This window comes from uncultured Alistipes sp. (assembly GCF_949296715.1).
Taxonomy (GTDB): Bacteria; Bacteroidota; Bacteroidia; order Bacteroidales; family Rikenellaceae; genus Alistipes.
On sequence record NZ_CASFQD010000008.1, the window covers coordinates 1 to 23,665 of the forward strand.

A 23,665-nucleotide genomic window follows, 5' to 3' on the forward strand; every position below is an offset into this window, starting at 1 on the left:
CACACGAGAGGAGCGTCGAGCCCGTGGTCATCACGTCGTCGACCAGCAGCACGTGCCGCCCCGCGAGCCGTTCGGGACGGCGCACGGCAAAGGCCTTCTCGACGTTGCGGGCCCGCTCGCGGCGAGGCTGGCGCGTCTGGCTCGCCGTATTGCGCCGCCGCACGACGCTGCGGCGGTCGACCTCAACGCCCAGCTGCGCGGCGATCCCCTCGGCGATGTATTCCGACTGGTTGTATCCGCGCCGCAGCCGCTTGAAGGGGTGCAGCGGCAGCGGCACGACGACATCCACGTCGTCGTAGAGCCCGCTCCCGGCCAGGCAGGCGCCGTACCACGCCCCCATGTCGCGGGCCGTGCGCCACGCCCCGCGGTACTTGAAACCGTGGATCAGCTGCCGCCAGCCGCTCCCGTGGACGAAGAAGAGGAAGCCCGAGGCCCGGTGGACGGGCACCAGTCCCCAGCACTTGCGGAAGACCGGGTTGTCGGCTTCGGCCCAGTAGCCCGTCAGGGGCGCCGTGGCGCGGCAGAGCGTGCAGACGGTGCGCTCGCCCCGCACGAGGGGCTCGCCGCAGACGGCGCAGTGCGCCGGGAAGAGGAGCGACACGAGATCGCCCCACAGTTCATTGAGGATCGACATTGACGGTGACCGCCACGGTGCGGTATTCGGGGTTTTCCGTAAAGGCCTTCAGTTCCGCGGAGAGGAGTTCGCGGGCCCGGGTCGAGGAGGCGCCGCTCTCGATCTTGAGCAGCAGCCCCACGAGGTATTCGCCGCGGATGCGGTCCACGGGCGGAGCCATCGGGCCGAGCAGCCGCCGGCCGAAACGTGCACGCAGGGCCGAAGCGAGGTGCAGCACGGCCCGCCGCAGCAGCACCGCGTCGCGGTGGCGGAGCTGCAGCGCCGTCAGCCGCGCATAGGGCGGGTAGAAGAAGGCCTGCCGCTCGGCAAGCTGCTCTCGGGCCATCGCCTCGTAGTCGCCCGCGACGACCTGTCGGATGACGGGATGGGCCGGGTCGGCCGTCTGGATGACCACCTCGCCCCCGTCGTCGCGCCGCCCGGCACGCCCTGCCACCTGCGTCATGAGCTGGAAGGCCCGCTCGGCGGACCGGAAATCGGGATTGTTGAGCAGGTTGTCGGCATTGAGGATGCCAACCAGCCCGACGCCCGCGAAGTCGAAGCCCTTGGTAATCATCTGCGTGCCGACCAGGATGTCCGTCTCGCGGGCCTCGAACGCGGCGACGGTCTCCCGGAAGGCCCGTTCGCTCGTCACGCTGTCGCGGTCGAGCCGCGCCACGCGCGCCCCGGGAAAGATCGCGCGGACCTCCTCCTCGATCTTCTCGGTCCCGAAACCCATCGGCACGACATCCGTGACGCGGCAGTGCGGACAGCGCTCCGGCACCGGCTCCGTATGGCCGCAGTAATGGCAGACGAGCCGCCCGCCCGCCTTGTGGTAGGTGAGCGTCACGTTGCAGTGCGGGCAGCGGGCCGTCCAGCCGCACGCCGTGCACTCGACATAGGGCGAGAAACCGCGGCGGTTCTGGAAGAGCATCACCTGCTCGCCGCGGCCGAGCGTCTCGGCCATCTTGTCGAGCAGCAGCTTGTTGAAGTGGGCGTGCCGCTCGCCGCGCCGCGCCGCACGCAGCGTGTCCGAGACGAAGATGCGGGGCGGGCGGGCGGCGCCGTAGCGCTCCGTGAGCACGGCGCGTCCGTACTTCCCGCCCTCGGCGTTGAGCCACGTCTCGAGCGAGGGCGTCGCGCTGCCCAGCAGCGTGCGGCACCCCAGCAGCCGCGCCATCACCACGGCGCAGTCGCGGGCGTTGTAGCGGGGTGCCGGGTCCGTCTGCTTGTAGCTGGCGTCGTGCTCCTCGTCGACGACGATCAGTTGCAGGTTGTGGACCGGCAGGAAGATCGCCGACCGTGCGCCGACAACCAGCTCGCCCCCTTCCGAGCGGTTCAGCCGCAGGTAGGTCTCCGTGCGGCTGCGGGGCGTGAGTTTCGAGTGGTAGGCCGTGACGCGGCTGCCGAAGATGCGCTCCATGCGGCCGATGAGCTGCGCCGTGAGGGCGATTTCGGGCACGAGCAGCAGCGCGCCGCCCCCGCGGGCGAGCGTCTCGGCAATCAGGTGGATGTAGATTTCGGTCTTGCCCGAACCGGTGATTCCGTGCAGCAGCGCCGCGCCCTTTCCGGCGGCGAAGGCGTCGCGCAGCGCCCCGAGCGCCGCCTGCTGGTGCGGCGTCAGCTCCGGGAGCAGGAAGTGCGAGCCGCCCCGTTCGATCGTGCGCTCGTGCTCCGCGGAGCGCAGGTACCCCTTGCGGCACAAGGCCTGCAGGGCGCCGTAGTCGGCCCGCAGCAGGCGGCGCGCCACCTCGCCCGTCGAGATGCGGCTCTCGTCACCCGCCGCGGCCACCTCGAGTAGCGCTTCGTACTGCCGCGGCGCCCGCCGCTCGAGGCGTTCGCACACGGCATGCAGGCGCTCCTCGTCGCACAGCTCCGGCGACAGCGACACGTAGCACTCCGTGCGGGGGCGGAACTCCTCCTCGCGGAAGGCCTCCTCGCTCTCGGCCGAGGGTTTCATCAGCGACGGCAGCGCCACGCGCATCACCTCGCCGAGTGTACACAGGTAGTAGGAAGCGATCCACTCCCACAGCGCCATGCGCTGCGGCGTGAGCAGCGGCCGGTCGTAGAGTTTCCGCTGCACGGGCTTGACGCGCCCGGATGCGGGCGGGGTTTCGTGCACCCGCCAGACAAGACCGGTATAGAATTTCCGCACGCCGAACTGCACGGCCACGGCCTCGCCCGCCGCAAGCGGCATCTCCTCCGGGACGGAGAAGGTATAGGGGGGTTGGGCCAGCGGCAGGACTATGTCGGCATAGCGCGGCATCAGAACTTGTTGAGCGCCTCGAAGCCCTTGCCGTAGACACCCATGACCGAGCCGACGGTGATGAAGGCGTCGGGATCGATCGTCTTGACGAACTTGAGGATCATCGCCGACTCGCGCTTGCGGCAGACCACCATGACGATCTTCGAACGCTCCTTCGAGTACCAGCCCTGCGAATCGATGAGCGTCACGCCGCGGTGGACGTTCTGTGCGATGGCGTCGGCCATCTTCTCGTAGTCATGCGTCACGATGAGCACCTGGCTCGACTGCTGGTTGCCGGCCATGATCATGTCGACGGTATAGCCCACGACGGCCGTCATGACGTAACCGTAGATCACCGTATCGATGTGGAAACCCACGAGCAGCGTCGAGCCGATGATGACGAAATCCGAGTAGATGAGTATCTTGCCGTAGCTCACCGTGCGGTATTTGTTGATGATCATCGCCACGATGTCGGTGCCTCCCGTCGAGCCGCCCTGCGCGAAGCACATCGAGATGCCGACACCGGCGAGGATGCCGCCGAGGATCACCGCGAGGATGCGCTCCAGATGGAGGAAGTCGCCGTCGGGCAGCACGTCCTGCCAGAAGTTCATGCCCAACGAGATGACGAAGACGCAGAAGATGGTCTTGACGCCGAAGTTCCACCCCACGATGAAGCCCGCGATGAGCAGCAGGATGGCATTCAGCACGAAGACCATCGTACCGATCTGCATCGAGATGCCGATATGTTCAAGGGCGTTGCAGACGACGAGCGAGAGACCCGCGGCACCGCCGCCCGTACCCCGGACCGGAAGGATGCAGCCGATCCAGCCGAACGAGTAGAGCATCATGCCGAGCGCCATGAGAAAATACTCCTTGACGGTCCTCAGCACCGAATCCGTAGTGATGGGGTTCATTTTGACGGGATTTAACGGTTATGTTTGCAAAGTTAAGAAAATTTCGCCTTGGTATGCATTGCGTTCGACCAATTTTTTTTCGAGCATCGCGAGCAGCTGCTCGTTGCGCACGAGACCCCAGTTGCGGCCGTAGTGGTAGCGCGGCGGTGCCTCCGAGGCGAAGCGTTCGACGACCAGGTCGGGACGCAGGCGGCGCAGTATCTCGACGAAGAGGTCGAGGTATTCGTCCAGCTCCCAGAAGCGGAAGCGCCCGGGGTCGGCGTCGTACTCGGCGGCCATCAGCGTATCGCGGAAGACCTGCAGCTGGTGGAACTTCACCGTCGTGAGCGGCAGCGAGTTGATCGTTCCGACCTGCCGGAGCAGCATCTCGTCCGTCTCGCCCGGCAGCCCGAGGATGAAATGCCCCCCGACGTGCAAACCCCGTGCCGCGGTCATCTCCACGGCGCGGCGTGCCGCGGCGAAGTCGTGCCCGCGGTTCACGGCGCGCAGCGTCGCGTCCGAGGTCGACTCGATGCCGTACTCGACGGCCACGTAGCGGTCGCGGGCCAGGTCGGCCAGGTAGTCGAGCTTCTCCTCGTCGACACAGTCGGGGCGCGTGCCGATGACGAGCCCCGCAACGAGCGGGTGCGCCAACGCCCCGGCATAGAGCTCCCGCAGCCGCCCGAGCGGCGCGTAGGTGTTCGAGTAGGACTGGAAGTAGACCAGGTAGCGATCCGCCGTGCGGTAGCGTCGGCGGTGGAACTCGATCCCCTCCTCGATCTGCTGCCGGACGCTCTTCGAGGGGGTGCAGTAGGAGGGGGTGAATGCTCCGTTGTTGCAGAACGTGCACCCCCCTGTTGAAATCGTGCCGTCGCGGTTGGGGCAGCCGAACCCCGCGTCGACGGAGAGTTTCTGCACCCGCCCGCCGAACGTGCGGCGGAAATACCCGGCATAGGAGTTGAACCGCCGGTCGTCGCCCCAGGGATAGATCATCGAGCTACAACCCCCAGTCGGAGGCCTTGTAGGTATTCTTCGGGGCATTGGGTACGTTCGAGAAGAAGGTATGACCGGTCAGCTCCTCCAGCTCCTCGATCGTATACATGTCCTTGGCCGACACCTGCTTGCCCTTGAGGTTGTTGTTGTGGCAGCGCACGAAGGCGGCGCACATCAACTCGTCGGCCGAGCAGTCGAGCACCGACTTGCCCGAGCGGCCCGACTTGGTGCGCAGCACGGCGATATAGAACATCGTGGGGCACGAGACGTCGTTGCGCCCACCGAACGAGATGCGCTTGGGCGAGGCCGAATTGCCGTAGCGGTCGGTGTACTTCTCGAAGTAGGTGCCGATGACCAGGTAGGTCGTGTCGGCGCACACCTGCGTGTCGATCCAGTCCTCGAGGATGTTCCAGCCGCCGCCGCCCGTGTTGAAGCCGCTCGAATACTGCGGCGCGATGTTCGAGTAGTAGAAGACCTGCCGGTTGATGGCCGTCGAGCGGGTCCGCTCGGCCGAACCGAGCATGTGGCCCTTGTTGCAGCCGCCACCCGTATCCTTGCTGTCGTACTGGATACTAGAGGGGATATCGGGGTCCTGCCGGTAGGCATCCGTGCGGTTGGCGCTGCCCTCGTAGCAGTCGTGGCGCGGCGCGGCCACCCACACCGGGCAGTGGTGCTCGGCGCTGAAGCAGACCGTGTAGTTGCGGGCCGCCTGTCCGTTGATCTTGAAGTCGGGACACATGTGGTAGGCGTAGTAGTAGTCGCCGTTGCCTTCGTCCTCGGGTACAAGCTCCGGCCATCCCGAATGCTTCGTCAGCCCGGCGCCCGTACCGCCGCCGCTCGCGGAGGTCGTGAAGCTCGCCGTCGTGCTCGAATAGCTCCGGCCGCCGATCTCGACGCAGAGACGGTAGGTGTAGGTCGTCGAGGCCGAAAGTCCCGTCAGCGTGGTGCTCTTTGTCCCCTCGGCGGTCGAGACGGAGGCTTCGCGCTCCGAACCGCCCGAAGCCTTGTAGGCGAACCACGCCTTCGAAACGCTCTCCGAACCGTCGTAGGAGAAGGAGCAGGTGACGGTCGCGCGGTCGGCGGCCACGCCGCTGTGCGACGGCGTGCCGAAGGTCGGCTCATCGGGTGCGGGCTCCCCGCCCGACGCCTGGTTGACGACCACCGTGCGCTCCTCGGCCCCGGTGTAGGAGAGCGTGACGATGCCCGAGCGGGCAGCCCCCTCGTTGGCGCCGACCGCGAAGGTCACGACGCCGTACTCCGAGCAGTCGAACGACGTGATCCACGCGACGTCGCCCGAGGCCGTGGCGTCGACGCCCGCCGCCGGGTTGAGCACCTCGTAGCGGATCGTCTGCCGTCCGCCTTCGGCCGGCACGGAGAAGGTCGTCTCGCTGACGATCTCCAGCACGGGAGCGTCGCCGCTGCCGGCGAGGGTCTCGAACTCGGCGCCCTCGCTCATGATACGCGAGGCCCCCAGCTCGACGAAGGCACACACGCGGTAGCGCGTCCCCATGGCGAGGCCCGTCAGGCGGGCCGAAATGGCGTTGCGCTCGAACGCGTCGACCGTCACCAGACGGTAGCCGTCCACCGCCTCATCGGCCGGGCCGTAGGCAAAGCCCTTCACCAGACCGGGATAATCGTTGATCGTGAAGGCGGCGCGGCTCGACACGTTGGCCGTCGTCTGGGTTACGTCCGAGACTTCGGGCCGCGCAAAACGGAAGTCCGCGGCGCCGTCTGTCTCCTCCTTGCAGGAGACAAAGGCCGCGGAGAGCGTACAAAAGATCAAGAAGAGAAACTGTTTCATTCCTTGCGGTTATAGGGTTAGTAATTTCTGTTTTCGGAATCCATCCAGATGGTCACCGGGCCGTCGTTGAGCAGTTCGACCTGCATGTCGGCGCCGAAGACCCCCGTGGCGACGGGACGCGCAAGCAGCTCGGCGACGCGCGCGGCAAACCGCTCGTACAAGGGGCGCGACACCGCCTCGGGGGCCGCCCGGACATAGGAGGGCCGGTTGCCCTTGCGGGTCGAGGCCTGCAACGTGAACTGGCTCACGACGAGCACCTCGCCGCCGGCCTGCTGCACGTCGAGGTTCATGACCCCGGCCTCGTCGTCGAAGATGCGCAGCCGCACGAGCTTTCCCGCCAGGTACTCCACATCCTCGGGCGTATCTTCCAGCCCGACCCCGACAAAAACCAGCAGCCCCGCTCCCGTGCGGGAGTGGAGACGGCCGTCGATGGTCACCGAAGCGTGTTTCACACGCTGGACAAGCATTCGCATCGTTTGCAGGAGTTACAGGGTCAACGGTTTGCAAAGAAGGCCCATAGGGCATCGCCCGCGGGGACCGGGGCCGTGACACACACGGGTTCATGCCGCACGGGGTGGTCGAACTCCACGCTGCGCGAATGCAGCGAGATGCCGCCGCCGGGCAGCGAGCGCCGCGCGCCGTACTTCAGGTCGCCGCGGATCGGGCAGCCGATTGCCGCAAGCTGGGCGCGGATCTGGTGGTGGCGCCCCGTGAGCAGTTCGATGCCCAGGAGCGTATAATGGTCCGAGACGCCGAGCGTCTCGTAGCGCAGCCGCGCCAGCTTCGCATCGCCCTTCGGGGCCGTGAGGGCCCGCGAGCGGTTCGTGCGGGGGTCGCGCAGGATGTAGTGCTGCAATTCGCCCGTCTCGGGATCGGGTGTCTGCTCGGTCAGCGCCCAGTAGACCTTGCGGATACGTCCCTCGCGAATCATCTCGTTGAGCCGCGCGAGGGCCTTCGAGGTCTTGGCGAAGAGCACCGCGCCGCTCACCGGGCGGTCGATGCGGTGCACGACGCCGAAGAACACGGCGCCGGGCTTGGCGTCGCGCTGTTTGATGAACTGCTTGATCTGGTCCTCGAGGGCGCTTTCACCCGACGGGTCGGGCTGCACGAGGTCCCCGCAATGTTTGTTGACAACCATCAGGTGGTTGTCTTCGTAAAGAATATCCTCCGGTGTGAACATGTCAAAAAAAAGGGCGGAACAACCGCCCGGATTACAAAACAAACGTAAAGGGCAGCAGCAGCGAGGCCGACGAAACGGCCGAGGCGGTGCCGCCGCCGCTCATGATGACCCGCAGCGGCGAGCCCTGACGGCGTTCGACGTCGACAAGCACCTGCCGGCACTGCCCGCAGGGGTAGCATTCGCGTTCGGAGGGGTCCGACGTGATGGCCAGCGTCTCAATCGGGTCGTCGGCATGGTTGGCCTGCGCATAAAAGAGCAGTGTCCGCTCGGCACAAAGACCGGCGGGGTAGACCTCGCTCTCGATATTGCTGCCGTGAAGAATCAGACCGCTGCGCAGCCGGGCCGCAGCGCCCACACGGAAATTCGAATAGGGAGCATGTGCATGTTGCGTGGCCCGCTCGGCTTCGCGGACCAGCTCCCGATCGGCTTCGGAGAGCTCCGCAAGCGACGCGTAATGCTCGTAATCAAATACAAACTGCTTCTCCATACTCCTTCGTTTTTTGGGGTAAAGTTTTCAAAGATACGAAAACTTTTGAAAACAGACCTTTTGTCAGGCTGTTTTTTTACTTTTTCGCCCTTCCGCGGGCAATATTTCATGTATAAGGGCAGACCGGGAGCCTGTTTTGGGCCATTTACTGCTTATTACTGCGGGTACTGCGGGGCTTTGCGGAAAACCGCAGCCCGAAGCACGGGGCGCAGACGAAAAATCCGCCCGGGCCCGAAGGCCCGAACGGAAAGGCTGCGGCTGCGGCGAGCCGCACGCAGGAGTTTCGGCGCAGCGGGGCACGCCCCGGGCTGCGGATGCGTCACTCGAGCACGAACTTCGTCTGCACGCTGTACTCCAGCCGGATGGTCTTGAAGTCGAGCGGCAGCTCCTCCTCGTTCTCATCGTCCCCCTTGGCCGTGGCAAAGGCAACGCGCACGATTTTCGAATTGTCGTAATAACTGGGCGTCACGTCGCTGTTCCAATCATAGATATAGAAGCAGCGGCCGACCTTTTGTCCGATTGCTTCGGCCAGCGTTTCGGCCTTCTGCCGGGCGTTGCGGACCGCCTCGACACGCACCTCCTCCTTCAGTTCCCGGATGTGCGAGTGCGAGACGCGCTCAATCGCAACCTCCGAGATGCCCAGCGCATCCAGTGCCTGCCACACCCCGACCACCTCGGCGGCGGAGCCCAGCCGCAGTTCATACCGGGCCTTGGCAACCGACGTATTGCGCTTGAAAAAGGCGCTCGAGAGGTTCGAGACCTTGAGCTGTGCGGCGACATCGACCCCCAGTTTCTTCAGCGCGGCGACCATCTCGCGCTGCTGCTGCTCAATGGAGATTTTGCCCTTCGAGTCGCGCTCGTTGATTGTGACGGCGAGGTAAAATTCGTCGGGTTCGATCTCCCGCTCGGCGCTGCCGGTCACCTGCACGTAGCTCGGATAGGGCTCGTTCGTCTGCGCAACGGCCCCGCAGGCAATCAGCACTGCAGCAGCCAGCAAAATAATCCGTTTCATATCGTTTCGTTTTAGGTGATTCCTTTATATACCAAACGGCCGGCAGCGCAAAATACTGCATGCCGCCCGCCGAAACCGCACTGCGGGATCAGCGGCGCACGAGCTTCACGACATTCTCCACGTGGTGCGTGTGGGGGAACATGTCGACCGGCTGCACGGCCTCGACCCGGTAGGCAGCGTCCAGCACCGCCAGGTCGCGGGCCTGCGTAGCGGGGTTGCAGCTCACGTAGACGATGCGCTGCGGTGCGGCCCGCAGCAGCACGTCGAGCACCGGCTCGTCGACCCCGGCGCGCGGCGGGTCGAGGATCACGACGTCGGGGTGTCCGTTCGCCGCGACGAAGGCGTCGTCGAGCACCGCCTTCATGTCACCGGCATAGAAGACCGTATTGCGGATGCCGTTCAGCTCGGAGTTGATTTTCGCGTCGGCAATCGCCTCGGGCACATACTCGATACCCACGACGCGGCGGCAGCGCGCGGCGCAGAAGTTGGCGATGGTGCCCGTACCGGTGTAGAGGTCGTAGAGCACCTCGTCGGGCTGCAGGTCGGCAAAGTCGCGCGCCACCTTGTAGAGCTCGTAGGCCTGTGCCGAATTGGTCTGGTAGAAGGACTTGGGCCCCACCTTGAAGCGCAGCCCCTCCATCTCTTCGATGATGTGGTCCTTGCCGCGGTAGCAGACCGCCTCGAGGTCGCCCACCGAGTCGTTGAGCTTCGTGTTGACGACGTAGAAGAGCGACGTGATCTGCGGGAAGGCCTCGGCGAGGTGGTCGAGCAGGGCCGTGATGCGCGGCCGGTCGTCGGCGCCGAAGACGACGATGACCATCACCTCGCCCGTCGAGGCCGTGCGCACGATCATGTTGCGCATCAGCCCGCTGTGCTCGCGGGCGTTGTGGAACGTGTAGCCGTGTTCGAGGCAGAAGCGCTTGACCTCCAGCCGGATGGCGTTCGACGGCTCGGGCTGCAGCCAGCAGCGGCGGATGTCGAGCACCTTGTCGAACATGCCGGGAATGTGGAACCCGACGGCCGGCGCGGCCTCCAGGTCGGCACCCGAGGCGACCTCCTCGCGCGTGAGCCAGCGGCGGTCGGCAAAGGTGAATTCGAGTTTGTTGCGGTAGAACTGCGTCTGCGCCGAGGCGAGGCAGGGGCGGATTTCGGGCAGTGCGACCTTGCCGATGCGCGTGAGCTGGTCGCACACCTGCTCGCGCTTGAAGCGCAGCTGCTCCTCGTAGGGGAGGTTTTGCCACTTGCAGCCGCCGCAGACGCCGAAGTGCTCGCAGAAGGGCCGGGCGCGCAGCGGCGACTGTTTCACGTAGCGGACGACGTAGCCCTCCATGTAGCGGCGGCGCTTGCAGCGGATCTGCACGTCGACGACGTCGCCCGGCACGGTCATCGGCACGAAGACCACCACATCCTGCCAGCGTCCCATGGCCTTGCCCTCGGCCGCCAGCGTCGTTATCTCAAGCCCCTCGATCAGGGGATAGTTCGCTTTTTTTCTTGCCATCTGTTCCGGTTTTTCCGCAAAGGTACAACATATCCGAAATTTACGGCACAAAACGGCCCATTTTTCCCGAATCGGGCCGCAGGACAAACCCTGCGCCGCAGAATCCGCCCGGCAGAGATTCCTTTCCGCACGCTGCGGCAAACCGCCGACCGCACCGGACAAGGCCCGCACCGGCCGGGCCGCACCGGCAGCACCGCACCGTTCACTCCGGCCGCTCCGGACGTCTGTCCCGGGCGCGCTGACGCACGCCGCCGAGCCAGAACCCCAGTGCAAAGGGTCCGCCGATGAGGACCACGAGCGCCAGCACCACATAGAGCACGACCCGCCCGACCAGCCCCGGCACCTGCTCCATCGTCTGCACGACGAGCTCTTCGGCCGACGCGCGCAGCTGCTCAACGGCCGCCTGCCGCTCGCGGCTCACGTAGGTCTGGATCGCCTCGCGCTGCATGTCGAGCGCCGAAAAGGCGTACTGCACCGTGGCATCCATCGACGCCATGACCCCCTCAACCTGTACGCGCAGCTCCGCAAGCGCCCGCTCCGAGATGTCGGGCAGCTGCTCCGCCACAGCGACCATGCGGTCGAAACTGCGCTCCAGCGAATCGAGCTGCGCCCCGACCTGCGTGCGCAGGCTGTCCTGCCGCAGCTGCATCCCGAGCAGGTCGCCCGACCAGCCGAGCGTGCTGGAGAGCTGCTGCGTGCGGGCACTCACGCGGTCGTTGACATCGGCCAGCACCTCGGCGATCGACCCCGTGGCGGCATCGTAAGGCAGGCCGTGGCGCTCGAGGCAGTCGATCCACGCCAGGGTCGTATTGTCGGAGGTATCCTCTCCGGGGAGCGGATTCTCCGCCACATACTCCGCGACAAAATCCGCCATCAGGGCATAACGTTCCGCATCGAGCAGGCGGCGCGCCAGCGTCCCGACCTGCCGGTCGAGCCGCGCGGCCGTTGCGCGGGCCATGCCGCTCTGCGCCCCGAAGAGCAGCGAGTCGGGCCGCGCAGCAAACTCCGTATCCATGCGCCGGCAGAGAATCCACAGGTCGGCCAGCGCCACGTCGGGCATGCCCTGCATCGCGGCATCGACCGCGGCGCGCGCGGTGCGTATCTTCCACCGCACGGCCGCCATGCACGTCGCGGCATCGGGCGCCGCGGCGGCGATCGAGTCGGCGGTCCGGGCCACCTCGTCCGTCAATTCGTAATAGAACCCGCGCGTCATCGTCCGGATGCGCAGCTGCTCCTTCGGCAGCGGGTCACCCGTCGACACGGAGACCTTCAGCAGCGAGCAGCCCGACCAGGCCGCAGCCGCCAGCAGTGCGGCACAGAGCCGCACCAGCAACACACTTCGCTTCATTTTCATCCCTTTCTGACACCCGCGCCGCAAGGATCGCACCGTTTTTTTCGCCGGAAGCGGCATGCGACCCGGCAGCCGGCACGCGGCCGGCCCCGCACGGGCGATTCAAAGATAAGGAAATTTCCCGCAAAAATGCTATCTTTGTCCCAACGCAACCATACGGAACAATACGCGCAACATGAAAATCGCCTGCCTGCCTTTCAATCCGATTCAGGAGAACACCTATGTCGTCTGGGACGACACGAACGAATGCATCATCATCGACGCCGGCAACTCCTCCCCGCGCGAGGATGCCGCGCTGGACAACTTCATCGCCCAGCAGGGGCTGAAGCCCGTCCTCGCGGCCAACACCCACGGCCACTTCGACCACACGCTGGGCGTCGAGCACCTCAAACAGCGCTACGGCATCCCCTTCGCCCTCTCGTCGAAGGACCGGTTCCTGCTGGACAACGCCGCGGTGAGCGGGTCGGTCTTCGGCGTGAAGATCGGCGCCATGCCCTCGGTGGACCTCGATCTGGAGACGATGACGGAGCTGCGCTTCGGAAAGACGACCCTGCGGGTGATCCCGACGCCGGGCCACACGCCGGGCCACGTGGTCTTCCACGAGCCGCAGTCGCGGGCCCTCTTCACGGGCGACACGCTCTTCCGCGAGTCGATCGGCCGCACGGACCTGCCCGGGGGCGACTATTCGTGGATCATGCGTTCGATCCTCGAGCAGATTCTCCCGCTGGGCGACGAGACGCACGTCTACCCGGGCCACGGGCCCGAAACGACGCTCGGCCACGAGACACTCTACAACCCCTTCATCGTCGAGGTCCTCAACGAGGAGGTCAACTACCGCGACCGGTAACCGGAGCCGCAACCTGCGGTGCGCGGAGCCCGCACCGGACAGCCGGCCGGCCCGCCGCCGCAAATCAACACGAACGGAATGAAACGCCTGATCCACCGAATACTCTACCACACGCTGCCGCTCGGGGGCTACCTCCGCGCCGTGAGCCGCCTGTTCTTCCTCTGGCAGCGCCTCGGCATCGGACGCCGCGCCCCCGCCACGGAGTATGTCTACCACCTCGCGTCGCTCGTCCGCACGGGCGACGTCTGCATCGACATCGGCGCCAACCTCGGCTACTACACCCGCACGCTGTCGCGGCTGGTCGGGCCCGCGGGGCGCGTCCTTGCCGTGGAGCCCATGCCGCCCATGCTGGAGGTTCTGCGCCGCAACACGCGCCGCTGCCGCAACGTCGATATCCTCCCCTACGCCCTCGGCGAGGAGGAGCGCACCGTGCGCATGGCCAACGACTCGGCCTGCGCGACGGGCTACCTCGGCACGGGGCAGAACTTCGTCGACGAGCGCGGCACGGCACGGGGCGTCGCCTTCGAGGCCGAAATGCGGCGCGGCAGCCGGCTCTTCGCCTCGCTCGGCCGCCTCGACTTCATCAAGTGCGACATCGAGGGGTACGAACTCCACGTCATGCGCGAGATGCAGCCCCTTCTGGAACGTTTCCGGCCCGTGGTGCTTATCGAGACGGGCGGCGAAAACCGGCCGAAGATCATCCGCCTCTTCACCGGGATGGGCTATGCGGGCTTCACGCTCGACAACGGCCGCGAGGTGCCCCTGGCCGACGGCACGACGAAGGACATCATCTTCCGGCCGCAGTAACATCCGAAAAAACGACACAGCCATGCGCATCGACATCATCTCCTCGGTTCCCGACCTCATGACCTCGCCCCTGAACGAATCGATCCTCAAGCGGGCGCAGGAGAAGGGCTTTGCCCGAATCGTCGTACACAACCTCCACGACTACGCCCACGACCGCCGCAAGACCACGGACGACTACCCGTTCGGCGGCGAGGCGGGGATGGTCATGAAGTGCGAGCCGGTCTTCGAACTGATCGAGAAACTCCAGTCCGAGCGGCACTACGACGAGGTGATTTACACCTCGCCCGACGGCGTGCGCTACGACCAGCACGAGGCCAACCGCCTCTCGACACTCGAGAACATCATCATCCTCTGCGGCCACTACAAGGGCATCGACCACCGCATCCGCGAGCACCTCATCACGCACGAGATTTCGATCGGCGACTACGTCCTCACGGGGGGCGAGCTGGCCGCCTGCATCATCGCCGACTCGGTCGTGCGGCTCATCCCCGGGGCAATCGGCGACGAGGCCTCGGCGCTGACCGACTCGTTCCAGGACAACCTGCTGGCACCGCCCATCTACACGCGGCCCGCGGAGTTCCGGGGCTGGCGCGTGCCGGACGTGCTGCTCTCGGGCAACTTCGCCGAGATCGAGAAGTGGCAGGACGAGCAGGCGTGGGAGCGCACGCGCCGTCTGCGCCCCGACCTTTTGGAAAAGTGAAAGGTAAAAGGAGAAAAGTAAATAACAGACAATAATGATTATACAGGACAGGAGCAAAAGGTTCGCCGTTGACATCGTCCGGTTCTACAAGTATCTGACCGACGAAAAGGCGGAGCATGTTCTGTCCAGGCAGCTGCTGCGAAGCGGCACCGCCATCGGAGCGAATATCGCCGAGGCCGCCAATGCGCAAAGCGACAAAGATTTTCTATCCAAAATATCCATCGCCCTGAAAGAGTGTACCGAAACGAAATACTGGCTGGAAGTGCTCGTCGAATCGGGTCTGACCGAGCAGGACTCCTGCCGCACGCTTTACGAAGCGTGCATAGAGTTGCAGAAACTGCTGACCCGGACAGTCAAGACAACCAAACAAAAGCTTGCCGCGATGCCCTGACTTTTCACAGGCACTTTTCACCTTTTACCTTTCAATTTTCACCTTCATGAAGTATTTTCTTATTGCCGGCGAGCCGTCGGGCGACCTGCACGGCGCAAACCTCATCAAGGGGCTCCGCAAGGCCGACCCCGCGGCGGAGTTCCGCTTCTGGGGCGGGGACCTGATGGCCGCGGCGGGCGGCGCGGAGAACCTCCGCAAGCACTACCGCGAGACGTCGTTCTTCGGTGTGGTGCAGGTGCTGCGCAACCTCGGCACGATCCACCGCCAGATGCGCGAATGCCGCGACGAGGTCGCCGCCTGGCAGCCCGACGTGCTGATCCTCGTCGACTACCCGGGCTTCAACATGAAGATGGCCCGCTGGGCCCATGCACGCGGCATCCGCACCTTCTACTACATCGCCCCGAAGGTCTGGGCCTCGCGCGAGGGGCGCATCCGCGCGCTGCGGCGCGACGTCGACCGCCTCTTCGTCATCTTCCCCTTCGAGTGCGACTACTTCCCGCGCCACGGCATCGAGCCCCTCTTCGAGGGCAACCCGCTGGTTGACGCGCTGGAGGCACGCCGAGCCGCACTCCCGACATCCGAGGAGTTCCGCCGCCGCAACGGCCTCGACCCGCGGCCGATCATCGCCCTGCTGGCCGGCAGCCGCCGCTCGGAGATCCGCAAGAACCTCCCGCTCATGGCACGCCTGGCACAGCGCTTCGACGGCTGGCAGTTCGTCGTGGCGGGGGTGCCGTGGCTCGACCGCGCACTCTACGAGGAGGCGGCCGCCGGAAGCGGCATCCGCTACGTCTGCGACCAGACCTACGAGACGCTCCTTGCCGCCGAGGCCGCCGTCGTCACCTCGGGCACGGCGACGCTCGAGACGGCCCTGCTGGGCACGCCCGAGGTGGTCGTCTACCGTCTGCCGGCCATCGAGTACCGCTGCATGCCCCTTGTGGTGCGCTGCCCGTGGATCTCGCTCGTGAACCTCAACCTCGGGCGCGAATCGGTGGCCGAAGTGCTCCAGTCCAGCCTCGACACGGCACGCGCCGAGCGCGAGCTGCGTGCGATCCTGCCCGGCGGCGAAAAGCGCGAACGCATGCTGGCCGACTTCCGGGAGCTGCGCACCGTCATCGGCGGCCCCGGGGCCAGCGACCGCGTCGCCGCACGCATGGTCGCCCTGCTGCGCGCCGAAAAGCCGGAAAAATAACCGAACCCGAACACCCGAAAGCCCATGACACAGCCCCTGAACGGTGCCTTTCCCGATACGAAACCCCACTACGCGATCCTCGACGGACTGCGCGGCGTGGCGGCCCTCGTGGTCGTCTGCTTCCACCTGTTCGAGGCCTACGCCACGAGCCACCTCGACCAGCGCATCAACCACGGCTACCTGGCCGTCGACTTCTTCTTCCTCCTCTCGGGCTTCGTCATCGGATACGCCTACGACGACCGCTGGCGGCACCTCACGGCCGGGGAGTTCCTCAAGCGGCGTCTCGTGCGCCTGCACCCGATGATCCTCTTCGGGGCGCTGCTCGGCGGCGCGATGTTCTACGTGCAGGAGTGCCCCGTGTGGGACGTGGCGGCCGTGAGCCTCGGGGCGCTGGCCGTCGCCACGCTCCTCAACGCCCTGCTCATCCCGGCGCCCGTGGGGTGCGAGGTCCGCGGTCTGGGCGAGATGTACCCGCTCAACGGCCCGAGCTGGTCGCTGCTCTTCGAGTACATCGCCAACCTCTGCTATGCGCTCTTCATCCACCGCCTGTCGACCCGCGCCCTCGCCGCACTGGTCGCCGCAACCGGGGCCGGGCTGGCGCTCTACGCCACGCTCGGACCGCTGGGCGACATCTGCGTCGGCTACTCGCTCACGGGCATGGAGTTCCTCGGCGGCATGCTCCGCGTGCTGTTCGCCTTCCCGGCCGGACTGCTCCTCTACCGCCTCTTCCGCCGCGGCGGGGCGCTCCGCATCCGCGGCGCCTTCTGGTGGTGCGGTCTGACGGTCGTGGCGCTGCTCGCCGTGCCCCGCATCGGCGGGGCCGACGCCCGCTGGATGAACGGTCTCTACGACACGCTCTGCGCCGTGGCGGCCTTCCCGCTGCTGGTATGGCTCGGCGCCTCGGGCCAAACGACCGACCGCTTCACGGGGGCGCTGTGCCGCTTCCTCGGCGAGGTCTCCTACCCGCTCTACATCGTCCACTACCCCTTCATCTACCTTTACTACGGGTGGGTGAAGCGCGAACAGCTCACCTTCGGCGAGTCCCTGCCCGGAGCCGCGGCGCTCGTCGCGGGGTGCCTGCTGCTGGCATGGGCCAGCCTGAAATGCTACGACATACCGATCCGCAAACGGCTCACGGAGCGCCTGCTCAAGCGCAACGGCCGGCCGGCGGGTCCGAAACATACGACACCATGAAGATCATCTGCATCGCCCGCAACTATGCGGCGCACGCCGAAGAGCTGCACCGCGCCGTCGGCGGCGGCACCGCCCGCCCGGCCGAGCCGGTCTGGTTCCTGAAGCCCGACACGGCGCTGCTGCGCAACAACGACCCCTTCTACATCCCCGCCTTCTCGCAGCAGGTGGACTACGAGTGCGAGCTGGTCGTGCGCATCAACCGCGTGGGGCGCGCCATCTCCGAGCGCTTCGCCCACCGCTACTACGACGAGGTGGGACTTGGCATCGACTTCACGGCCCGCGACCTCCAGCGGCAGGCCATCGCCGAGGGGCTGCCGTGGGAGCGCAGCAAGGCCTTCGACCACTCGGCGGCCCTCTCACCCGTGTTCATCCCGCTCCCGGAGCTGGGCGGCGACATCCGCCGCCTGCACTTCACGCTGGAGGTCAACGGCCAGGTGCGCCAGCGCGGCGACACGTCCGAGATGCTCTTCGACGTCGACCGGCTGATCGCCGCCGTGTCGCAGCAGATGACCCTGCGCATGGGCGACCTGCTCTACACCGGCACCCCGGCGGGTGTCGGGCCCGTCCATGCGGGCGACAATCTCCGCGCCGCGCTCGAGGGGCGCGAACTGCTCAACTTCGACATCCGCTAACATCCGCACACCATGCTGCTGCACGAAAAACTCCGCTCCCGCCGCCTGCTGCTCGCCTCGCAGTCCCCGCGCCGCCGGGAGCTCATGACCGCCTGCGGCCTGCCCTATACCCTCGCCCCGAAATACGACTGCGAGGAGCGCTACCCCGCGGCGCTGCCCGCCCGCGAGGTGCCGGTCTTCCTCTCGCGCCTGAAGAGCGAGGCCTACCCCGCGCCGCTCGCCGCCGGGGAGATTCTGCTCACGGCCGACACGGTGGTCGTGCTCCGCGACCGCGTGCTGGGCAAGCCCGCCGGCCGCGACGAGGCGCTGGCGATGCTCCGCGCCCTCTCGGGCCACCGCCACACGGTCGTCTCGGGCGTCACGCTCCGCACCGCCGCCCGCATGCACACCTTCGCCGTCGAGACCGACGTCTGGTTCCGCCCCCTGACCGACGAGGAGATCGTCTACTACGTCGACACGTTCCGTCCCTTCGACAAGGCCGGCGCCTACGGCATTCAGGAGTGGATCGGCTACGCCGCGATCGAGCGCATCGACGGCTCGTTCTACAACGTCATGGGGCTGCCCGTACAGCGGCTCTACACCGAACTGGAAAAATTCACCGACCTGTTATAACCCTATGAAACGAACCTTGCTGACACTGCTGGCGGCGCTGACGCTGCTGCCCGCCCTCGCCGATGAGGGCATGTGGCTCCCGAGCCTCATCTCGACGCGCATCGACGACATGCGCGCCAAAGGATTCCGCCTCACGGCCGAAGAGATCTACTCGATCAACCGCGCCTCGATGAAGGATGCCGTCGTGCTCTTCGACGGCGGCTGCACGGGCGAGCTGATCTCGGCCGAAGGGCTGCTGCTGACCAACCACCACTGCGGCTACGACGCCATCCAGGCCCACTCGTCCGTCGAGCACGACTACCTGACCTACGGATTCTGGGCCCGCACGCGCGCCGAGGAGCTGCCCAACGAGAAGCTGAACGTGAAGTTCCTCGTCAGGATGGAGGAGATCACCGACCGCCTCGCGGCGGGCGAGACGGCCGCGGAGATCATCCGCGCGGCCGAGGCCGAAGGGACGGGCTACAAGGCTGCCGTCGAACAGATGTACTACGGCAACCAGCAGTTCCTGTTCGTCTACGAGCAGTTCGACGACGTGCGCCTCGTGGCGGCGCCGCCCTCGTCGATCGGCAAGTTCGGCGGCGACACCGACAACTGGATCTGGCCGCGCCACACGGGCGACTTCTCCCTCTTCCGCATCTACGCCTCGAAGGAGAACAAGCCGGCGGCCTACTCGCCCGACAACGTCCCCTACCGACCGAAAAAGCACTTCACGATCTCGACGAAAGGGGTGCGCGAGGGTGACTTCACGATGATCTACGGCTTCCCGGGCAACACGCAGGAGTACATCCTCTCGGACGCCGTGGCCTACATCGCCGAGCGCTCCGACCCGGCGAAGATCGCCATCCGCGACGGACGCCTCGCGATCATCGCCGCCGCCCAGGCGGGCGACCCGGCGCTGCGCATCCACTATGCGGCCAAGCACGCCGCCATCGCCAACGCCTGGAAGAAGTGGCAGGGCGAGGTGCTGGGCATCACGCGCCGCGGCACCGTGGCCGCGAAGCGCGACTATGAGGAGCGCTTCGAAGCGTGGGCCGCGGACAAACCCGCCTACCGCGACGTCGTGCGCGACCTCAAGGCCGAATACGCCCGCGTCACGGAGCCCTACTTCGCCCGCGAGATCACGCTGGAGACGCTGCGCTCGCTGCCCGCGAAGTACACCGACGCGGAGCGCGCCGAGGAGCTCTTCGCCCGGCGCGAAGCGACCGAACGGAGCCTCTACCGCTACCTCTTCGGCCAGTACGCCGACCGCTGCCCGGTACAGTACCAGGTGCCGGAGTTCCTCGACGGCGTGGCGGCGGACGGTTCCGTCGAGGCCTTTGCCGACCGGGTCTTCGAGGAGGTCTGGCAGGGCGGCGCAACGCCCCTCTCGGACTCGCTGCGTGCGGGCGTCACGCGCATGACGAAGCACATCGGCTGGCTGCTCGGGACCGACGCCCTGCGCAACCTCAACAGCCGTCGCCTGAACGAGCTCTACACGCTCTACATCCGCGGGCTGCGCGAGTGGGACACCACGCGGGCCTTCTACCCCGACGCCAACCTCACGCTGCGCGTGGCCTACGGCTCCGTCGCGGGCTATGAGTACGCCGACGGCGAGTACCACACGCCGCAGACGACCCTCGACGGCATCATCGCCAAGGACAACCCCGAAATCTACGACTACGACATTCCGCAGCGGCTGCGCGACCTCTACGCGACGAAGGAGTACGGACGCTGGGGCGTCGAGATCGACGGCCGCCGCACGGTGCCGGTCTGCTTCCTGGCGACGAACCACACGACGGGCGGCAACTCCGGATCGCCGGTGCTGAACGCCCGCGGCGAGCTCGTCGGCCTGAACTTCGACCGCACGTGGCGCTCGACGATGAGCGACATTGCCTTCGACCCGACGATCTGCCGCAACATCGCCGTGGACATCCGCTACGTGCTGTTCGTCATCGACCGCGTCGGCGATGCCGGAGAGCTCATCCGGGAGATGACGCTCCGCTGATGCGTACCGCCCGACAGGGCGGAGAAGCGGGCCGAACGGCCTTTCCGACCGATACGACGGGACCTTTTGCGGGGTCCCGTCGTTGTTTCGGAGCTATTTTTTCGGGATTTTGTCAGAAAAATTTTGCGAATCACAAAATAGTATCTATATTTGCACACCCGAATTACAAATCGGCCGTACAGGCCCAGGTGGTGAAATTGGTAGACACGCTACTTTGAGGGGGTAGTGAACAATTGCGTTCGTGCAAGTTCGAGTCTTGTCCTGGGCACCAAGAACCGCGTCAGACGAAAGTTTGACGCGGTTTTACTATATCTTCATGACACGAAATATCCGTCAACGGGTTTTCTATTGCTAAATTCGTTAAGATTTCTTGGATATCGAAAGCCCTTTCCTTATATTTGTTTTCAAAATAAAATTGAGATCATGGAATATACTATATATTGCGACGAGTCTATATCAAATGGGAAATACTATTCTGACTTTTACGGCGGAGTACTCGTTCGATCTTCTGATCTCGAATTTGTCAAACACTCTATTGACGAAAAAAAGAAAGAATTAAATCTTTTTGGTGAAATCAAATGGACAAAGGTATCTGAAAATTATTTGCAAAAATACATGCAAATAATGACACTTTTTTTTGATTTTGTGAAACAAGACAAAATTAAGGTACGGATCATGTTTCGCCAAAATGCTCAAATTCCTATTAACTTAACAAAAGAACAAATTGAAAACGGATATCATCTATTATACTATCAATTTGTAAAGCATGCTTTTGGATTACGATATCATAACACAAATCCGACAGAGGATACTTATATTCGTTTATACTTCGACAAACTTCCAGACACCCATTTACAGAATGAAGCATTTAAAGCCCATATATACGGATTACAAGGACAATTGATTTTTCGTCAAGCTCGGTTAAAGATCAGATTGGACGACATAGTTGAGATCGATTCCAAAAATCACTCAATTCAACAATGTATGGACATTGTCTTGGGAGCTATGGCTTTTCGACTAAACAATATGCACAAAGAAAAACCGAAAGGAGCTCGGACCAGAGGAAAGAAAACCATAGCTAAAGATAAATTATACAAACATATTTTATCTTTAATAAAAGAATCTGGATTCCCTTATTTCAATATAGGAGTATCAACAGGTACACACTCTTTGACTGATCGATGGAATCACTCATATCGCCATTGGAAATTCATACCTTCAGAATTTAGGGAAGATAAATCCAAATATAAACATTAAAAAGTCCCGCAATACACTAATAACCTCTCAAGTGGAACTTAAGACTTCGTGTAAAGCAGGACTTTTGTATATCTCTATACAAATATGGCGCAAAAATAAAAAAAATCCAAAAAAAATCCAAAAAAAATCCAAAAAAATCCGATAGTAAAAAAAATAATTGCAAAAACCGCGTCAGAGTTTCCTTTGACGCGGCTTTTTCGTCTCCGTACCGCCCCGCAGCGCCGGTACGCCCCGCAGCAAAAAGACCGGTTACGGCGGCGCAGGCCCGCCTCCGTAACCGAGTCAAAAAAAGGATTATGAAAAAGTCCGTGCCGGAAACCGGCACACGGATTCGGGGTCCGGTCGATATCCCGGTATCCGGAGGAGGTCCTCCGGATGCCGGGCGCCGTCATTCGACAATCTCCGCGTCGACAAACTCCTCCCCGTCCGAATCCCGGAACTCCCGGTTGATGCGCCGCCACTCGAAGGCCAGCGCAATCCGGAAAATCCCGTAGAGAACAAACGACAACCCGATGCAGGCGAGGATGAAGATGCCGCCATACAGGGGAGCGGCCAGAAAGACGAACGAACAGATCAGGCTCAAAATGTTGCAGGTCAGCAGCCAGCCCCACCCCGGCAGGCGGAACTCCGACAGCGCGCACGACTCGCAGATGCCGAGCACGGACTGGAACAGCATCCAGAACCCGACGACATAGATCAGCAGCGCCGTGACCAGCGGCAGGTGCAGCATCAGCAGCCACACGCCGAACAGCACTTCGATCAGTCCCCGCGCAAGGCTCCAGCCCCACGTACCGTTCCATCTGCGGTTCATGACGGCCCAGACAATATTGAAGAGAGCGCCGGCCACCAGCACCGCAATGAAAAAGGCGGTCAGCACAGCCAGCGAATCCGTCGGGACGACGAAACAGGCGACACCCGTCGCAATACCCAAAATCCCGATGACAAGCGAAATCCACCAATACCTGAAGCGATTTCCCGTCCGATGCAAATTCTTTGACATGGCATTCGTGTTTTTAACCATTCCGTTGCAAAGATAGTCCCGCCCCGCCGACTTTTTGTTACCCCTTGCGACTTAAAAATGTGCAATATTTCGTATATTCGCCCCATAATGACAAATATTCGGGGCGATGGATATACAGAAAATACGCGCTGAAGAGTTGAAGATCGAACAGTTCGCCTTCATGGACATGACGTCCGACGACACCCGGCAGTGGCTGGACCAACCGATCTTTTTCGACGGGATCGTCGTCGGGCTATGCACCCGCGGCAGCGTCTCTTTCCGGATCAACTACCGGGAATACGGCATCTCCTCCCGGGAGATGTTCCTCTGCCTGCCCAGGTGCCTCTTCACGATCACCGGCAGCACACCCGACTTCGAAGCCAAACTGCTCCTCGTGTCGCCCGATTTTCTCTACGCCCTGCCCGTCTCCTTCGGGTTCGACTGGCTCAAGCGCATCGGGAACTGCCCGTGTCTGCAACCCTCCGACGACAGGATCGAAGACCTCATAGCCCTCTACACGCTGCTGGGGAGGTACGACCCGACAAACGAATACGCCGTCCAGATACGGACGGCGCTGATGCTCTCGTTCATCCTGATTGTCATTTCGCAGGTCGAAACCGCCGCGACGGAGGGCGCCACGCTGCTCATGTCCCGGCAGGAGAAGCTGACCCGCCGTTTCTTCGACCTGATGCTGCAACACTACGAAACGCAACGCAGCATCCTCTTCTATGCCGACAAGCTCTGCACGACGGCCAAATACCTCTCCGCCGTCATCAAGAGCACGACGGGACACCCGGCACAGAGCTGGATCAACGAAGCGCTCCTCGTCGAGGCGAAGCGCTGCCTGAAGACCACCGACCTCTCGGTGCTCCAGATTTCCGAAAAGCTGCACTTCTCGACCGCCTCGTCGTTCGTCAGGTTCTTCCGCCAGCACACCGGCACCACACCGCTCGCCTACCGCAAAGGCTGACCCGGCCCGACG

The 23,665-nt window shown here is 64.0% G+C and carries 23 protein-coding genes and 1 tRNA gene; 12 read left to right on the top strand and 12 right to left on the bottom strand.

The features are described from left to right. The 11 genes from Q1Y33_RS00950 to Q1Y33_RS01000 all read right to left on the bottom strand — a co-directional run. Positions 1–634 (bottom strand): phosphoribosyltransferase family protein (locus Q1Y33_RS00950; RefSeq protein ID WP_300797384.1); only part of this gene is annotated, 634 nt, incomplete at its 3' end. After that, entirely contained in the window at positions 618–2,876 is a 2,259-nt protein-coding gene (gene priA / locus Q1Y33_RS00955; RefSeq protein ID WP_300797386.1) for a primosomal protein N', read from the bottom strand. The genes priA and Q1Y33_RS00950, both read right to left, overlap by 17 nt. Further along, entirely contained in the window at positions 2,876–3,769 is an 894-nt protein-coding gene (locus Q1Y33_RS00960; protein ID WP_300797387.1) for a YitT family protein, read from the bottom strand. The genes priA and Q1Y33_RS00960 overlap by 1 nt, the downstream gene beginning before the upstream one ends. A gap of 18 nt (positions 3,770–3,787) precedes the next feature. Beyond that, positions 3,788–4,741, bottom strand: a complete 954-nt coding sequence (locus Q1Y33_RS00965) for a TIGR01212 family radical SAM protein (protein WP_300797389.1) — start codon at positions 4,739–4,741, stop codon at positions 3,788–3,790. Between the two features lie 4 nt (positions 4,742–4,745). Next, complete coding sequence (locus tag Q1Y33_RS00970) at positions 4,746–6,542, bottom strand: DNA/RNA non-specific endonuclease (RefSeq protein ID WP_300797391.1); 1,797 nt, start codon at positions 6,540–6,542, stop codon at positions 4,746–4,748. 17 nt (positions 6,543–6,559) lie between these two features. Further along, positions 6,560–7,015 carry a D-aminoacyl-tRNA deacylase gene (gene dtd / locus Q1Y33_RS00975; RefSeq protein ID WP_300797393.1) on the bottom strand — a complete coding sequence of 152 codons (456 nt, stop codon included), beginning with the start codon at positions 7,013–7,015 and terminating at the stop codon, positions 6,560–6,562. Between the two features lie 20 nt (positions 7,016–7,035). Continuing rightward, positions 7,036–7,722, bottom strand: coding sequence for an RluA family pseudouridine synthase (locus Q1Y33_RS00980; protein ID WP_300797395.1), 687 nt, complete (start codon positions 7,720–7,722; stop codon positions 7,036–7,038). Between the two features lie 31 nt (positions 7,723–7,753). Then, on the bottom strand, positions 7,754–8,209 hold the full coding sequence (locus Q1Y33_RS00985; RefSeq protein ID WP_300797397.1) for a cytidine deaminase: 456 nt from the start codon (positions 8,207–8,209) through the stop codon (positions 7,754–7,756). A gap of 319 nt (positions 8,210–8,528) precedes the next feature. Beyond that, entirely contained in the window at positions 8,529–9,221 is a 693-nt protein-coding gene (locus Q1Y33_RS00990) for an SIMPL domain-containing protein (protein ID WP_300797398.1), read from the bottom strand. A gap of 88 nt (positions 9,222–9,309) precedes the next feature. Next, positions 9,310–10,719 (bottom strand): 23S rRNA (uracil(1939)-C(5))-methyltransferase RlmD, encoded by a 1,410-nt coding sequence (gene rlmD / locus Q1Y33_RS00995; RefSeq protein WP_300797400.1) that lies wholly within the window; start codon positions 10,717–10,719, stop codon positions 9,310–9,312. Between the two features lie 202 nt (positions 10,720–10,921). Further along, positions 10,922–12,067, bottom strand: coding sequence for a hypothetical protein (locus Q1Y33_RS01000; protein ID WP_300797401.1), 1,146 nt, complete (start codon positions 12,065–12,067; stop codon positions 10,922–10,924). A 178-nt stretch (positions 12,068–12,245) separates the two neighbouring features. Here Q1Y33_RS01000 and Q1Y33_RS01005 point away from each other — a divergent pair, with 178 nt between their 5' ends. From Q1Y33_RS01005 to Q1Y33_RS01055, 11 genes are all read left to right on the top strand, one after another. Continuing rightward, entirely contained in the window at positions 12,246–12,917 is a 672-nt protein-coding gene (locus Q1Y33_RS01005; protein WP_300797403.1) for an MBL fold metallo-hydrolase, read from the top strand. A gap of 78 nt (positions 12,918–12,995) precedes the next feature. Then, on the top strand, positions 12,996–13,724 hold the full coding sequence (locus tag Q1Y33_RS01010; protein WP_300797405.1) for an FkbM family methyltransferase: 729 nt from the start codon (positions 12,996–12,998) through the stop codon (positions 13,722–13,724). Between the two features lie 22 nt (positions 13,725–13,746). Beyond that, positions 13,747–14,424 carry a tRNA (guanosine(37)-N1)-methyltransferase TrmD gene (gene trmD, locus Q1Y33_RS01015; protein ID WP_300797407.1) on the top strand — a complete coding sequence of 226 codons (678 nt, stop codon included), beginning with the start codon at positions 13,747–13,749 and terminating at the stop codon, positions 14,422–14,424. Between the two features lie 34 nt (positions 14,425–14,458). Continuing rightward, a complete protein-coding gene (locus Q1Y33_RS01020) occupies positions 14,459–14,815 on the top strand; it encodes a four helix bundle protein (RefSeq protein ID WP_300797409.1) in 357 nt (118 codons plus the stop codon). Between the two features lie 46 nt (positions 14,816–14,861). Beyond that, positions 14,862–16,004, top strand: a complete 1,143-nt coding sequence (gene lpxB, locus Q1Y33_RS01025) for a lipid-A-disaccharide synthase (protein WP_300797411.1) — start codon at positions 14,862–14,864, stop codon at positions 16,002–16,004. A 24-nt stretch (positions 16,005–16,028) separates the two neighbouring features. Continuing rightward, complete coding sequence (locus tag Q1Y33_RS01030; RefSeq protein ID WP_300797413.1) at positions 16,029–17,198, top strand: acyltransferase; 1,170 nt, start codon at positions 16,029–16,031, stop codon at positions 17,196–17,198. After that, positions 17,195–17,830: a fumarylacetoacetate hydrolase family protein gene (locus Q1Y33_RS01035; protein WP_300797414.1), complete on the top strand. Its 636-nt coding sequence runs from the start codon at positions 17,195–17,197 to the stop codon at positions 17,828–17,830. The genes Q1Y33_RS01030 and Q1Y33_RS01035 overlap by 4 nt, the downstream gene beginning before the upstream one ends. Positions 17,831–17,842: 12 nt before the next feature. Continuing rightward, positions 17,843–18,442: a Maf family nucleotide pyrophosphatase gene (locus Q1Y33_RS01040; protein ID WP_300797416.1), complete on the top strand. Its 600-nt coding sequence runs from the start codon at positions 17,843–17,845 to the stop codon at positions 18,440–18,442. 4 nt (positions 18,443–18,446) lie between these two features. Next, positions 18,447–20,426, top strand: coding sequence for a S46 family peptidase (locus Q1Y33_RS01045; protein ID WP_300797417.1), 1,980 nt, complete (start codon positions 18,447–18,449; stop codon positions 20,424–20,426). Positions 20,427–20,608: 182 nt separating this feature from the next. Further along, positions 20,609–20,697: transfer RNA gene (locus Q1Y33_RS01050), tRNA-Leu, on the top strand. A 152-nt stretch (positions 20,698–20,849) separates the two neighbouring features. Further along, positions 20,850–21,683, top strand: a complete 834-nt coding sequence (locus Q1Y33_RS01055) for a DUF3800 domain-containing protein (RefSeq protein ID WP_300797418.1) — start codon at positions 20,850–20,852, stop codon at positions 21,681–21,683. A gap of 388 nt (positions 21,684–22,071) precedes the next feature. Here the strand turns inward: Q1Y33_RS01055 and Q1Y33_RS01060 are convergent, their stop codons facing one another. Beyond that, a complete protein-coding gene (locus tag Q1Y33_RS01060) occupies positions 22,072–22,683 on the bottom strand; it encodes a DUF308 domain-containing protein (protein WP_300797420.1) in 612 nt (203 codons plus the stop codon). Between the two features lie 127 nt (positions 22,684–22,810). Here Q1Y33_RS01060 and Q1Y33_RS01065 point away from each other — a divergent pair, with 127 nt between their 5' ends. After that, the gene (locus Q1Y33_RS01065; RefSeq protein ID WP_300797421.1) at positions 22,811–23,653 is read left to right on the top strand and encodes an AraC family transcriptional regulator; all 843 of its coding nucleotides are present in this window, start codon (positions 22,811–22,813) and stop codon (positions 23,651–23,653) included. The last annotated feature ends 12 nt before the right edge of the window (positions 23,654–23,665 follow it).

Excerpts from the sequence above, each read along its gene's own strand:
- Q1Y33_RS01065 (WP_300797421.1), top strand. The coding sequence starts at position 22,811 with ATGGATATACAGAAAATACGCGCTGAAGAGTTGAAGATCGAACAGTTC.
- Q1Y33_RS00980 (WP_300797395.1), bottom strand. The coding sequence starts at position 7,722 with ATGTTCACACCGGAGGATATTCTTTACGAAGACAACCACCTGATGGTT.
- dtd (WP_300797393.1), bottom strand. The coding sequence starts at position 7,015 with ATGCGAATGCTTGTCCAGCGTGTGAAACACGCTTCGGTGACCATCGAC.
- lpxB (WP_300797411.1), top strand. The coding sequence starts at position 14,862 with ATGAAGTATTTTCTTATTGCCGGCGAGCCGTCGGGCGACCTGCACGGC.
- Q1Y33_RS01035 (WP_300797414.1), top strand. The coding sequence starts at position 17,195 with ATGAAGATCATCTGCATCGCCCGCAACTATGCGGCGCACGCCGAAGAG.
- Q1Y33_RS01060 (WP_300797420.1), bottom strand. The coding sequence starts at position 22,683 with ATGTCAAAGAATTTGCATCGGACGGGAAATCGCTTCAGGTATTGGTGG.
- Q1Y33_RS00985 (WP_300797397.1), bottom strand. The coding sequence starts at position 8,209 with ATGGAGAAGCAGTTTGTATTTGATTACGAGCATTACGCGTCGCTTGCG.
- Q1Y33_RS01005 (WP_300797403.1), top strand. The coding sequence starts at position 12,246 with ATGAAAATCGCCTGCCTGCCTTTCAATCCGATTCAGGAGAACACCTAT.
- rlmD (WP_300797400.1), bottom strand. The coding sequence starts at position 10,719 with ATGGCAAGAAAAAAAGCGAACTATCCCCTGATCGAGGGGCTTGAGATA.
- Q1Y33_RS00965 (WP_300797389.1), bottom strand. The coding sequence starts at position 4,741 with ATGATCTATCCCTGGGGCGACGACCGGCGGTTCAACTCCTATGCCGGG.
- priA (WP_300797386.1), bottom strand. The coding sequence starts at position 2,876 with ATGCCGCGCTATGCCGACATAGTCCTGCCGCTGGCCCAACCCCCCTAT.
- Q1Y33_RS00960 (WP_300797387.1), bottom strand. The coding sequence starts at position 3,769 with ATGAACCCCATCACTACGGATTCGGTGCTGAGGACCGTCAAGGAGTAT.
- Q1Y33_RS01040 (WP_300797416.1), top strand. The coding sequence starts at position 17,843 with ATGCTGCTGCACGAAAAACTCCGCTCCCGCCGCCTGCTGCTCGCCTCG.
- Q1Y33_RS00990 (WP_300797398.1), bottom strand. The coding sequence starts at position 9,221 with ATGAAACGGATTATTTTGCTGGCTGCTGCAGTGCTGATTGCCTGCGGG.
- Q1Y33_RS00970 (WP_300797391.1), bottom strand. The coding sequence starts at position 6,542 with ATGAAACAGTTTCTCTTCTTGATCTTTTGTACGCTCTCCGCGGCCTTT.
- Q1Y33_RS01030 (WP_300797413.1), top strand. The coding sequence starts at position 16,029 with ATGACACAGCCCCTGAACGGTGCCTTTCCCGATACGAAACCCCACTAC.
- trmD (WP_300797407.1), top strand. The coding sequence starts at position 13,747 with ATGCGCATCGACATCATCTCCTCGGTTCCCGACCTCATGACCTCGCCC.
- Q1Y33_RS01010 (WP_300797405.1), top strand. The coding sequence starts at position 12,996 with ATGAAACGCCTGATCCACCGAATACTCTACCACACGCTGCCGCTCGGG.
- Q1Y33_RS01020 (WP_300797409.1), top strand. The coding sequence starts at position 14,459 with ATGATTATACAGGACAGGAGCAAAAGGTTCGCCGTTGACATCGTCCGG.
- Q1Y33_RS01000 (WP_300797401.1), bottom strand. The coding sequence starts at position 12,067 with ATGAAGCGAAGTGTGTTGCTGGTGCGGCTCTGTGCCGCACTGCTGGCG.
- Q1Y33_RS01045 (WP_300797417.1), top strand. The coding sequence starts at position 18,447 with ATGAAACGAACCTTGCTGACACTGCTGGCGGCGCTGACGCTGCTGCCC.
- Q1Y33_RS01055 (WP_300797418.1), top strand. The coding sequence starts at position 20,850 with ATGGAATATACTATATATTGCGACGAGTCTATATCAAATGGGAAATAC.